Origin of the sequence: Citrobacter sp. On2M (assembly GCF_018035235.1) — a bacterium.
Lineage (GTDB): Bacteria > Pseudomonadota > Gammaproteobacteria > Enterobacterales > Enterobacteriaceae > Citrobacter > Citrobacter meridianamericanus.
Genome location: NZ_WPCV01000002.1, coordinates 1,021,624 through 1,034,495, shown reverse-complemented (window position 1 = coordinate 1,034,495; position 12,872 = coordinate 1,021,624). Strand labels below are relative to the sequence as shown.

Annotated in this window: 7 protein-coding genes and 1 pseudogene; 2 read left to right on the top strand and 6 right to left on the bottom strand. The window is 51.0% G+C overall.

Features of this window, described 5'->3' with window-relative positions:
• Nucleotides 1–81 precede the first annotated feature (81 nt).
• The 5 genes and pseudogenes from On2M_RS07030 to On2M_RS07010 all read right to left on the bottom strand — a co-directional run bounded on the left by On2M_RS07030 (nt 82) and on the right by On2M_RS07010 (nt 5,878).
• Nucleotides 82–1,725: a multidrug ABC transporter permease/ATP-binding protein gene (locus tag On2M_RS07030; RefSeq protein WP_151224743.1), complete on the bottom strand. Its 1,644-nt coding sequence runs from the start codon at nt 1,723–1,725 to the stop codon at nt 82–84.
• 35 nt (nt 1,726–1,760) lie between these two features.
• Nucleotides 1,761–2,451 (bottom strand): annotated as a pseudogene (alkB, locus tag On2M_RS07025) (DNA oxidative demethylase AlkB).
• On the bottom strand, nt 2,451–3,515 hold the full coding sequence (gene ada / locus On2M_RS07020; protein ID WP_210904545.1) for a bifunctional DNA-binding transcriptional regulator/O6-methylguanine-DNA methyltransferase Ada: 1,065 nt from the start codon (nt 3,513–3,515) through the stop codon (nt 2,451–2,453). The pseudogene alkB and the gene ada overlap by 1 nt, the downstream one beginning before the upstream one ends.
• A 79-nt stretch (nt 3,516–3,594) precedes the next feature.
• Complete coding sequence (gene apbE / locus On2M_RS07015) at nt 3,595–4,647, bottom strand: FAD:protein FMN transferase ApbE (protein ID WP_187253439.1); 1,053 nt, start codon at nt 4,645–4,647, stop codon at nt 3,595–3,597.
• 115 nt (nt 4,648–4,762) lie between these two features.
• Nucleotides 4,763–5,878, bottom strand: a complete 1,116-nt coding sequence (locus tag On2M_RS07010) for a porin OmpC (RefSeq protein WP_151219887.1) — start codon at nt 5,876–5,878, stop codon at nt 4,763–4,765.
• Nucleotides 5,879–6,616: 738 nt separating this feature from the next.
• Here On2M_RS07010 and rcsD point away from each other — a divergent pair.
• Together rcsD and rcsB are read left to right on the top strand one after the other, a co-directional pair.
• Nucleotides 6,617–9,286 (top strand): phosphotransferase RcsD, encoded by a 2,670-nt coding sequence (gene rcsD, locus On2M_RS07005; RefSeq protein ID WP_187253441.1) that lies wholly within the window; start codon nt 6,617–6,619, stop codon nt 9,284–9,286.
• 16 nt (nt 9,287–9,302) lie between these two features.
• On the top strand, nt 9,303–9,953 hold the full coding sequence (gene rcsB, locus On2M_RS07000) for a response regulator transcription factor RcsB (protein WP_003027592.1): 651 nt from the start codon (nt 9,303–9,305) through the stop codon (nt 9,951–9,953).
• Nucleotides 9,954–10,002: 49 nt separating this feature from the next.
• Here rcsB and rcsC read toward each other — a convergent pair whose 3' ends face one another.
• Complete coding sequence (rcsC, locus tag On2M_RS06995) at nt 10,003–12,849, bottom strand: two-component system sensor histidine kinase RcsC (RefSeq protein ID WP_151219889.1); 2,847 nt, start codon at nt 12,847–12,849, stop codon at nt 10,003–10,005.
• Nucleotides 12,850–12,872 lie beyond the last annotated feature (23 nt).

The window sequence follows — 12,872 nt, the reverse complement described above, 5'->3', positions numbered from 1 at the left end:
TATCATTAATCATGATGCTGATTTATATAAATAACAACAAACAGCGCCGCCAGACGGATAAAAAACCGGCGGCACGTGAGATTATGCGGTGCGAGCCACAGCATCACGCGAGGCGGCATCACGCTCATCGCCCAGCAGTTCATTCAGCTGTCCATTACGCATTTCCAGCAGCCTGTCGGCATGAATAAAATAGTGATCGTCGTGGCTGATGGCGAAAATAGTTTTGCCCATTTCTTGCATCAAAGGTAACAGGACCTGATAGAACTCACGACGGAAATGGGGATCCTGATCCGCAGCCCATTCATCCAGCAAAATGATGTCGCGCTCCTCCGCCAGAGCCAGCAGCAGCGCCACGCGTTTCTTCTGCCCCTTCGACAGCTTCAGATTGAGGATGCGCCCCTCGCTCAGCTCCAGCTTGTGTCCCATTTTCAGATATTCCAGCCACTTCGCCACCAGCTGCGGATTGGCTTCTTTACCTTCCGGCCCCAGCAGTTTGTCGAATAGCCAGACGTCGGTAAATACGGCGGAGAACAGCTTGCGATAGTCTTCCGGCTTTTCAACGGCAACCGTTTTGCCATCAAGCAATATCTCGCCTGACTGCGGCTGGTAAAGCCCGGTCAGTAACATCGCCAGCGTAGACTTCCCGCTACCATTACCGCCAATAAGAAAGATCAGTTCACCGCGATGAATCGTCAGATTCACTGGTCCAACAGAGAAGGCGTTATCCTGATAGTGGAAAACCACGTTACGCAACTCCAGCGTTTGCCAGTTCGGAAACGCATTTGGTCGCGGGAATTCGGCCTTAAAGGGTGCCAGGTCGAACTTATTCAACTTGTTGAAGGCCACCTGCGCAGTGAGCAGCGTCGGTAGCGCGCCAACGGCAGAGAGCAGCGGCGTGCGCAGGAATAACAGCGTCAGAGAATAGGTCGCCGCCACGGCGGTATCCGCCCAGCCCAGACTGTTGGCCATCCAGAACACCAGGCCAATGGCGCCCAGCATCATAATGTTCGACCAGTTGACCGCGCTCAGGTGGAAAGTATCGGCACGAATAATATGGTGACGGTACTCTTTGGCATCCGGGACGTACATCTGATTAAAGATATGCTCGGCACGCTCACGGTTGAGCGTCAGCTCCTTGCGCCCTTCCAGTACCGTCTGATAATCGTTGTACAGTTTGTCTTCGGTTTCACGCAGGGTCGCCATGTGTTTATACACTCGCGCCACCAGCACAAATCCGCCCCAGATGGTGAGTGCCATCCAGATAGCCGTCACCAGCAACATTTTAGTCGACAACATCGCCAGATACGCCGCAGACCCGACGGTCAGGATAATCCCCTGCACCAGTTCAGGCAGGCGGACAAAGGCAATGGTGATGTTGCGGATGTCGCTGGTTAATCCGGCCAGCAGCGAGGCGCTGCCAAGTTGTTCGATGCGTTCGACGTGGGTATCAAGAATACGTTTGATAAATTCACTGCGCAGACGATAGACAAAGTGGTGGCCCAGCGTGGTGAGTGCCAACTGTGAACCGAGGGTGACGACCATCAGTAACAGCAGCAGGCCAAGAAACTCCGGTAGCACCATCAGCGTGGTGTCGACCGTTTCAATCAGACGCTGGTTGATAAACGCAATCAGCCCAATCCCCAACGCGGCGCTGGCGAGACTGAGCGCCATGACGCTGATAAATGGCCAGCGATACTGCCGCCAGACAAGAAGTAAAAGTTCCATGCGAACAACCCGGGCAAGTAATAACAGCCCGCAGTTTAAACATCTCTTCGCTGACAGCAATAATAATTCTTATTTTTATTCTTTTTTACCTGCCTGGCGAAACGTCAGGTTATAGCGACAGTCTCCGGTCAACGGATGATACCCCGCCTTAAGCGGCTGGATCCCATGATAAAACAGCCGCGAATTGCCGCCCCATACCACCACATCACCATGTTCAAGCAGCAAACGCTTTAAGGGGTCATTACGGCGCAAGCCGCCAAATTGAAAGATAGCCGGTAACCCCAGCGACACCGAGACAATCGGTGCCCGCAGATCAGACTCGTCTTTATCCTGATGTAATGACAGTTTTGACCCTGGCGTGTAACGGTTGATAAGGCAGGCATCGGGTTGAAAGTCAGCATAGCCCGCCGCCGTTGCCGCCTGTTGGCAAAGGTCAGCAAAGACGTCCGGTAGTGGCGGCCAGTGTACGCCGGTTAACGGGTCGCAGGGTGAATACAAGTAGCCATGTTGATCCGTCGTCCAGCCCAGATGGCCGCAGTTGGTCATTGCCACCGACATCGTGTAGCCGCCCGGCGTCACCATCTGGCGAAATGGCGAGTGCCTGGCGACAGCGGCTATTGCTTGCAGTAAAGACGGTGTGCGGTCAAAAGCAAAACGTCGCAAAATAACCGCACCGGACGCCAGCGGTTCTTGCCAGGGTTTCGTATCCGCAAAGAGATCGAGCATTATGGTTCCTCGCGCGTCGTTTCACGCTGTAGTAACTGTGCCTTGCGCCCAATCCCCCACCGATAGCCCGAAAGCGCGCCATCGCCACGGATCACGCGGTGACACGGGATGACTATCGCCAGTTTATTGGCTCCACAAGCACTGGCCACTGCACGCACCGCTTTCGGTTTGCCGATGGCGTTGGCCAGTTGTTGGTAGCTGACTGTTTCACCACACGGAATTGCCCGCAGCGCCTGCCACACCTGCTGCTGAAATGCAGTTCCCCGGATATCCAGTGGTAACGATAGCGGCGTATCGCGCGAGTTGATCGCGGCGATCACTTCGCGCACACGCTGCTGAAACTCGGCATCTGCAGGTACGTCCTGAGCGGCGGGAAACAGCTCATGCAGATCCGCAGCCAATCTGGCATCATCATCGCCAAGCAAGATCGCGCAGATCCCGCGTTCGCTTTCCGCCACCAGGCAACGGCCCAGGTCGCAATCTGCCAGGGTATAGCGCACAGAAACGTTGTCGCCACCTTTGCGAAACTGCTTTGCGGTCATGCCCAAAGTCTCATCCGCTTTGCGGTAGTAGCTGCTACTGTCGGGGAATCCGGCGTTGAGGATCGCCTGCGTTACCGGAACGCCTTTCGCCAGGGCATCACGCAGACGGCGAGCGCGCCAGGACTGCTGCCACGCTTTCGGGGTCATGCCCGTCGTGGCTTTGAACAAGCGATGTAAGTGATACGGGCTCATCGCCACCTGCCGCGACAGTTCCTCGAGCGTAAGTGGTAACTCTTGCTCCAGTAGCTGGCAGGCATGGGCTATTTTCTCCATGCGATGCTGCTGCGCGCTGTCTTTATCCGGTTGGCAGCGTTTACAGGGACGAAAACCCGCAGCCAGCGCCTGACGAGCATCGGCAAAGAAACGGACATTTTTGCGCAGTGCATGTTTTGCACGACAGGACGGACGGCAAAAAATGCCGGTAGTCTGAACGGCGAAAACAAACTGACCGTCGGCATCGACATCGCGATTCACGACGGACTGCCAGCGGTCATCATCAGTTATCTGTACACGATTTTTCATTATGGACTCCTTTGTTAAGCATAGCGCTTAGCGTCAGTGTGTCCCCATAGCTGGATACAAAAACCTGCAATCTTGCTTTTTAATTATTTTCGCTGACCAGGAAGCTTTTAAACTGCGGCGACATCCAGGTTTTAAATCCCTCACCTTCTTTCATAATCATATAGACCGCAAGCCCTTCCCGACGCACTACCTCCTGGGCCTTTTCCGGACCGAGTACCATCAATCCGGTATCCCAGCCGTCAGCTTCCAGCGCGGTTGGCGCAATGACTGTCACGGACACCAGGTTGTGTTCAATCGGACGACCGGTTTGCGGATCGATAACATGGGAAAGACGCTTGCCATTCAGCTCATAATAGTTACGGTAGCTGCCGGAGGTACTAATGCCATGCCCGTTAATGTCGACAATTGCCTGTACCGCGTTTTCACGATCGGTCGGTTTCTGAATCGCGACTCGCCACGGATGCCCTTCTGCATTCATACCGCGGCTGTTGAGCGCACCGCCAACGGAAACCAGATAACGGGCGACCCCTTCCTGCTCCATCAAACGGGCCAGATGATCGGCGGCATAACCTTCACCGACGGTTGAGAGATCCACGTACAGCTCCGGCAGATCTTTCTGCAAGTAGTTCCGGTGTGCCTCATTAACAACCTTCAGATGTGAAAGTCCGGTTTGTGCTTTTGCGGCGTCAATTTGCGCCTGAGTGGGAATATGCAACGGTTGCTGATCCGGGCCAAACCCCCACAGATTAACCAACGGTCCTACGGTGATATCCATGGCCCCATCAGTTTTTGCGCCAATGCGTAACGCCAAGGTCACAATATCCGCCATCGCGTCATTAACCGGCCATGGTGACAAACTATTCGATAAGTTAAAGCGCATCAACGCAGAGTCATTTTTATAGGTTGAGAGAAGCTGATCGTCAGCATCGAGCTGAGTCTGGATCTTCACCTGTAGTTCTGCAGCGCGTTTTGCATCGACGCCAACGGCACTGACCCGCCAGAAAGTGCCCATGGTTTTACCTTCCAGAACGGTGGCAGGTACTGTGGTCTGAGCAGGTTTCGGGGCTTCATCGCACCCGACAAAAAAAATCGTCACCGTCAGCAGCGCTGCGCGATAAAATTTCATTTCCATACGTAATTATCCTCATGCGAACGGGCGCAAGAGTACACCAAAAATCATTGTTTGTACGGCGGAAAAACGGCATTAAAAAAGGCCCCGCAGGGCCTTTGATAACAATAAATGCAGATTAGAACTGGTAAACCAGACCCAGCGCTACGATATCATCGGTACCGATACCTGCGTCACGGGTGAACTGATTGTCATCCAGCAGGTTGATTTTGTAATCAACATAGGTGGACATGTTTTTGTTGAAGTAGTAAGTCGCGCCAACATCAACATATTTCACGATGTCCTGGTCGCCATAGCCACGGCCCAGGTCTTTGCCTTTGGACTGCAGGTAAGCCACGGACGGACGCAGACCGAAGTCGAACTGGTACTGAGCAACAGCTTCGAAGTTCTGTGCTTTGTTAGCCCAACCCAGGGAGCCTGCACGCGTTGCGTTGTAGGTCTGAGTGTACTGAGTTGCAAAGTAGAAGTTGTTGGCGTCGTATTTAATACCACCGGTATAGGTTTCAGCACGGTCGCCGGTACCGAAGTTCAAACGGTTCTGTTCGTCGGTACGTTTGGAACTGGTGACTGCAGTACCCAGAGAGAAGCCTTCGCCGATATCATAAGTGATAGATCCGCCAACGCCGTCGCCGTTTTGGCGCAGCGCGTCACGACCGTTGTTGGTTACGCCAGTGAAAGTTCTGCCGGTATCGTCTTCGCCACTCACGCTACCGTTTTTACCCTGGTACTGAATGGCAAAGTTCAGGCCATCAACCAGACCGAAGAAGTCGGTGTTACGGTAGGTCGCGAAGCCGTTACCACGCTGCTGCATGAAGTTGTCAGAACCGTAGGTGTCGCCGCCGAATTCCGGCAGAACGTCGGTCCAGGACGTTACGTCGTAAACTACGCCGTAGTTACGACCGTAGTCGAATGAACCCACGTCTGCGAATTTCAGACCAGCAAACGCCACACGGGTCCAGGCGTTGTTTTCATTTTCTGCGGAGTTACCCTGAATCTGGTATTCCCACTGGCCGTAACCGGTCAGTTGGTCGTTAACCTGGGTTTCGCCTTTGAAGCCGATACGCATATAGGTTTGGTCACCGTCAGCGCTTTTATCATCGGAGAAATAGTGCAGACCGTCGACTTTGCCGTACAGGTCTAATTTGTTGCCGTCTTTGTTATAAATTTCAGCCGCATTCGCTGCGCCTGCTACCAGCAGTGCTGGTACCAGGAGGGACAGTACTTTAACTTTCATGTTATTAACCCTCTGTTATATGCCTTTATTGCTTTTTTATGCCACTGCATACTGATTAAGGTGATTAACCAGTCGGCAACTTCATTCTCCGCAAAAACACAGAATAATCCAACACGAATATGATACTAATACTTTAAAGATGTTTCATTTGTCCACATACATGTTTCTAGATGTTAATAGCCGGGAACTTTTTTTAATTCAAAAATAGCGCAGAATAAGCACAAATAATCAAGAATTATTAATTTATTCATATAAAACATGCAATTACATTATAAAAACCTATAGCACTGAATGACAAAACAAAATCTTCACTCGCAACTAAAATAGACCCGCTATCATCATTAACTTTATTTATTACCGTCATTCATTTATGAATGTCTGTTTACCCCTATTTCAACCGAATGCTTCGCGTTCGGTTTTTTTTTACCCTTCTTTACACAAAACTTACCATTCTGTGCTACCAATGCAAAACTATAACGACTATTAACTATCTCATCGCAACGTGTACAGATATAAGATTGATAAATAATTTCTTGTTATTTAATGCTAAACGTATGCATTCCGTACAAATATATGTACCGACCGTTATCCACTGTACACCTTTGCAGCGTAATGGCTGCAACGATATGAAGCGTAAAAAATACGGGCTATGCAGTATGGTGTAAGTGTGGCAATTCATACATTACCCTTTATACTGCCCCTTCATCTTTCGCGTCGTTTAACAGGTCATAAACACGAATGAGTCAGTCTGACACAACGGTTTCTACCCGATTCTCCCTGCTACCGGGAAGTATTACCCGTTTCTTCTTATTACTGATCGTTGTGCTGTTAGTGATGATGGGCGTGATGGTTCAGAGCGCCGTCAATACCTGGTTAAAGGATAAGAGTTATCAGATTGTCGATATCACCCATGCGATTCATAAAAGAGTCGATACCTGGCGATACGTGACCTGGCAAATCTATGACAATATTGCCGCCGCGACCAGTTCGTCCGGTGCAGAAGGGCTGCAGGAAACGCGCCTGAAACAAGACGTCTATTATCTTGAGAAACCCCGCAGAAAGACCGAGGCGCTGATTTTCGGTTCTCATGACAGTTCGACACTGGAGATGACCCAGCGCATCTCCACCTATCTCGATACGCTGTGGGGCGCGGAAAATGTTCCGTGGTCAATGTATTACCTGAATGGTCAGGACAATAGCCTGATCCTTATCTCAACGTTGCCGCTAAAAGATCTCACCTCCGGTTTTAAAGAATCGACCATCGGTAATATTGTCGATTCACGACGTGCGGAAATGCTGCAACAAGCCAATGCGTTGGATGAACGTGAAAGCTTCTCTTCACTGCGCCGTCTGGCCTGGCAAAACGGGCATTACTTCACGCTACGCACGACCTTTAATCAGCCTGGACATCTGGCAACGGTCGTCGCTTTTGACCTGCCGATTAATGACTTGATCCCACCCGGCATGCAACTTGACAGTTTCCATCTGGAACCTGACGCCGCCTCCACGACCGAACACCTGAATGAAAAAGAGTCGCCTGACAGCGTCAGTATTAATTTCAACAACAGTAAAATTGAGATCTCTTCGGCGTTAAATTCAACGGGTATGCGGCTGGTGTGGCAAGTACCGTTTGGCTCATTGCTGGTCGACACGCTGCAAAGTATTCTGCTACCGCTGTTACTGAACATTGCATTGCTGGCCCTGGCACTGTTTGGCTATACCACCTTTCGCCACCTCCCCGCCCGTTCCACCGAAGTGGCGCCAAACCTTACGGCAAATAATGAACTGCGTGTTCTGCGCGCCATCAATGAAGAGATTGTGTCTTTGCTCCCGCTGGGCTTGCTGGTACACGATCAGGAAGCAAACCGCACGGTTATCAGCAATAAAATTGCCGACCACCTGCTGCCGCATTTAAATCTGCAAAATATTACCAGTATGGCGGAACAGCATCAGGGAGTGATTCAGGCCACCATCAACAATGAGCTGTATGAAATCAGACTATTCCGCAGCCAGATCTCATCGAGAACGCAGATCTTTATCATTCGTGACCAGGACCGCGAAGTGCTGGTGAATAAGAAGCTGAAGCAGGCGCAACGACTGTATGAAAAAAACCAGCAGGCCCGCGCGGCCTTTATGCAGAATATTGGCAGCGCGCTGAAAGATCCGGCTAAAACACTGGCAGCTAATGCCGCCGCGCTCGATACCCCTGACAGCCAGAAACTGGCAAATCAGGCAGACGTGCTTGTGCGTATGATAGACGAAATCCAGTTGGCCAACTTGCTGGAAAGCGACAACTGGAAGGGTGAATCGACGCTGTTTTCTATACAGGCGTTAATTGATGACGTGGTTCCGGAGCTTCTGCCAGCCATTAAACGTAAAGGGCTGCAGCTATTGATTAAAAATCACCTTAGCGCGCAGGATGAACGCCGTGGCGACCGGGATGCTCTGCGCCGTATTTTGCTGTTACTGATCCAATATGCGGTAACCACCACGCAAATTGGCAAAATCACGCTGGAAGTCGACCAGGATGAGTCGGAAGCTGAGCGCCTGACCTTCCGTATTCTGGATACCGGGGAAGGCGTCACGCTGAATGAAGTAGATAACCTGCATTTCCCGTTCATCAATGATACGCAAGGCGATCGGTATGGCAAAGCCAATCCGCTAACGTTCTGGTTATGCGATCAGCTCGCCCGCAAGTTGGGTGGACATCTGAATATTAAAGCGCGGGAAGAACTTGGAACACGTTATATAGTCCATGTTAAAATGCCCCTTCACGATCAGCATACTGAAAGTGAAGAACGTTTGTTAGATGACGTCTGCGTAATGGTTGATGTCACCTCTAATGACGTACGCAGCATTGTATTGCGCCAGCTGGAGAACTGGGGGGCAACGTGCATCACGCCCGATGAGCGGTTGAATAGTCAAGAATATGATCTCTTTTTAACGGATAATCCGTCTAATCTTACTGCCTCAGGCCTTCTTTTAAGCGATGATGAGTCTGGCGTGCGAAAAATTGGCCCTGGTCAGCTGCGCGTCAACTTTAATATGAGCAATGCTATGCAGGAAGCTGTCCTTGAGCTGATAGAAGAGCAACTGGCACAAGAAGAACTCCAGGATCTTCCCCCTGGCGGAGATGAAAACGTCGAACTTCATGCCAGCGGCTACTATGCACTCTTTGTTGACACAGTACCGGATGATGTTAAGAGGTTGTATACTGAGGCAGCAACCAGTGATTTCGCTGCGTTAGCCCAAACGGCCCATCGCCTGAAAGGCGTGTTTGCCATGCTTAATCTGGTACCCGGCAAGCAGTTATGTGAAGCGCTGGAACATCTTATCCAAGAGAAAGATGCTCCAGGTATAGAAAAATACATCAGCGACATTGACAATTACGTCAAGAGCTTGCTGTAGCAAGGTAGCCCACTACATGAACACTATGAACGTAATTATTGCCGATGACCATCCGATTGTACTGTTCGGTATTCGTAAATCACTTGAACAAATCGAGTGGGTAAACGTTGTCGGCGAATTTGAAGACTCCACTGCACTGATCAACAATTTGCCTAAGTTAGATGCTCATGTGTTGATTACCGACCTCTCTATGCCGGGAGATAAATACGGTGATGGGATCACGTTAATTAAGTATATCAAGCGCCATTTCCCGAGCCTGTCGATTATCGTTCTGACCATGAATAATAACCCGGCTATCCTGAGCGCGGTACTGGATCTCGATATTGAAGGGATTGTTCTGAAGCAAGGCGCGCCAACCGATCTGCCGAAAGCGCTTGCCGCGCTGCAAAAGGGTAAGAAATTCACCCCGGAAAGCGTTTCTCGCCTGCTGGAAAAAATCAGCGCCAGCGGCTACGGCGACAAACGTCTGTCACCGAAAGAGAGCGAAGTTCTGCGTCTGTTTGCCGAAGGTTTCCTGGTCACCGAAATCGCGAAAAAACTCAACCGCAGTATTAAAACCATCAGCAGCCAGAAAAAGTCGGCAATGATGAAGCTCGGTGTGGAAAACGATATCGCCCTGTTGAATTACCTCTCCTCTGTCACGTTGAGCCCGTCAGACAAAGAGTAATTCTCTGTATCCAAAAAAGCCTGATGTGCATAACGCCATCAGGCTTTTTTTATCCCCGCGTCTTTCTCACTCTTTCCGCGTAAACCGTCAGCGTTTGCTTTAATACATCTAATGTCACTGGCTTAGACAAACAGCTATCCATACCTGATTCCAGGCAACGCTGCTTCTCTTCGGCCAGCGCGTTTGCCGTCACCCCGACAACCGGCAGCGTCAACCCTAACTGACGGATACGCTGCGTCAGGCGATAACCATCCATATTTGGCATGTTGACGTCGCTCAACACAATGTCGATATGGTTTTTGCTCAGCACATTAAGCGCGTCCACCCCGTCATTCGCCGTTTTACACTGATATCCCAACGATCCCAACTGATCGGCCAGTAAACGCCGATTAATAGGATGATCGTCGACCACCAGGATCATCATGTCATCGTTGGTCGCCCCCACTTTATCCGGGACTGGCAGCGCCGTGGAAAGCTCTTCACTGCTCAGCTCAACGCTGTAAATATGCGCCAGCAGCGCAGGCAGTTCATGCGGTGATGCCACGCTGTGTACCCACTCCCCCGGCACTCTTTCCAGCGGAATACCGATATGACGGCGGCAGAAAATTACCGCAGCCCGTCCCTGCCACTCCTGGTCCAGCACATCGTCGGCAATCAGCAGGTCATCTGCATCCGGTTGCTGCCCTTCATAACGCAGCACCGTCATCCCGTTACGTGTCAGACTGGATTCAACAAACTGATACAGCGACGCGTTGCGCACCGCCAGCCAGCAACGTTTGCCGACAAGCCCATCGATACCTTTGTTCAGCGGATACTGCGCGCCATACAGCGGAATACGCAGCATAAACTGGCTACCCATTCCCGGTTCTGAATCGACGGAAATATCCCCATCCATCATGCTGATCAGTTTTTCACAGATAGCCAAACCGAGCCCGGTTCCCTGGAAATTACGCTGAACGCCAGTACCTACCTGGAAGAAAGGATCAAATAGCCGGACGACTTCCTTGGCTGGGATCCCGACCCCGGTATCACGTACGCGAATACTGAGATAGTCGCCGTTACATTGCACGTGGAGCACAATGCAGCCGGTATCGGTAAACTTGATAGCATTACTCAGCAGATTAGAAATCACCTGCTGTAAACGCATCGGATCGCCATTAAGCGCAACCGGGACATTCGGGTCGATAAAGCAGTACAACCCCAGTTGTTTGCGAACCACCAGCGGCAGATAGTTAGCCGTAATATGATTCATTACTTCACGCGGTGAAAACTCGCGCGGTTCAATTTTCAACTGTTCAGATTCAATTTTCGAGAAATCGAGAATATCGCTAATAATCTTCAACAGCAGGCTGGAAGAGTTGTTCATCGCCGTCACCAGGCGATCCACTCCGTTGGGTAACTCTTTGGTTTGCAACAAATCAAGGTTACCAATAATACCGTACAATGGCGTGCGTAGCTCGTGGCTCACGGTCGCAAGGAACATCGATTTGGACTGGCTCGCCTGCTCCGCCGCTTGCGCCATCTCCTGCAATGACTCTTCCATTTTAACGCGCGCGCTGACGTCAACCAGCACGCAAATTGCCACGTTTTCATTACGATAGCGCGAGTGTACAAAGCTGATTTGCAGATTGGTATTGTTGCTGGTCAGCACATCAACAAAATTGACCTGCTGACCGCAGATAATTTGCGTTAACCGTTGCCGGTCTTCATGGGTCAGCATATTGAGATAGGTATGCGCCAGCTCATTACTCAGGATATTAATGCCATCCATCGTGCGCAGAATACAAATGCCAACCGGCGCGGAAGCCACGATTTTACGGTTAAACTGCTCGTGCTCTTCCAGCCGCTGAGCATCGCTTTCCGCAGGAATAAAAATGCGCCGCTCATACATGCGCGTGAGCATAAATAACGCCGCGCCAACCAGCACATTCAGCAGGATAGCATTCAGGATCATCATGCGGATCCGCTCCAGCACCAGGTCGACCGGCACGGAATACACAATGCTCAGCGCTGACGGCGGCAGATTTTTCTTCAGCACCAGTTCGTGAAAACCCGACGTATAGCCAAACCAGGAACGCTCCTGCATCCAGCGAGGTTCAGCCTTAATATTACTCTCGGGACCGGTAAGCGAAATTAGCGCATGACCATTTTCATCAAGAATTGTCACTCCCATTGGTAAACTGCCCGGCGTGAAAAAGTTCTCCATGCGAATAGGCTGTTCCACACCCAATAGCGCCTGCAGTCGGTTGGCAAGATATACCGGCGTCAGCGCATAGAAATAGCCGACTCCTGGCCGCGGCCCCTGGCTAATCCAGAACAGGTTGTTACCGTTTTCGTCCTGCGGCGCATTGCGATACTTAATAATGCGCTCATGCAGCGCCTTCAGCGCCCCGTCACGTTCAACCGGCGTATCACGCAAGCCGAAATTAGCCATACAAAGGTTGTCGCTGCCAATCAGAAACACGCGGTTCAAATCATAGGCCGCGGAAAAGTTGTCACGCCAATAGCGCATAAACCACGCCAGTGATTCCAGCGAACCTCGCCAGGTATTGCCCATCACCGAGCAGTCAGAGTCGGCAAACAGCGGCTCAAAGTTTGGCACGACGGTTTTATCATCCCGCGCCCGCAACGACATCACGCCGTTTTCCGCCGTTAAGCGATTCTCCGCGATATATTTCAGTTCTTTAATCACATCAGAGGTGCGCTGAATGTAACGTTGCGCCTGATCGGAGCTGAGATTAAGCTCCTGGTGAATCTCAGACTCTCTCTGGTGCAACGCATTCACGATGTAGAAAACGGAGGCAAACGCGATTAGACACCAAATCAGGAGCGCCAACGCCCTGAACAGATAGCGAGAGACTTTTAGCGTTGAATGAACGGAAGCAAGGTATTTCAAAGGGGCGAAGCTCCGCCTCAGGG

Coding starts and splice junctions, on each gene's coding strand:
- On2M_RS07030 (WP_151224743.1), bottom strand. CDS start 1,725: ATGGAACTTTTACTTCTTGTCTGGCGGCAGTATCGCTGGCCATTTATC.
- ada (WP_210904545.1), bottom strand. CDS start 3,515: ATGAAAAATCGTGTACAGATAACTGATGATGACCGCTGGCAGTCCGTC.
- apbE (WP_187253439.1), bottom strand. CDS start 4,647: ATGGAAATGAAATTTTATCGCGCAGCGCTGCTGACGGTGACGATTTTT.
- On2M_RS07010 (WP_151219887.1), bottom strand. CDS start 5,878: ATGAAAGTTAAAGTACTGTCCCTCCTGGTACCAGCACTGCTGGTAGCA.
- rcsD (WP_187253441.1), top strand. CDS start 6,617: ATGAGTCAGTCTGACACAACGGTTTCTACCCGATTCTCCCTGCTACCG.
- rcsB (WP_003027592.1), top strand. CDS start 9,303: ATGAACACTATGAACGTAATTATTGCCGATGACCATCCGATTGTACTG.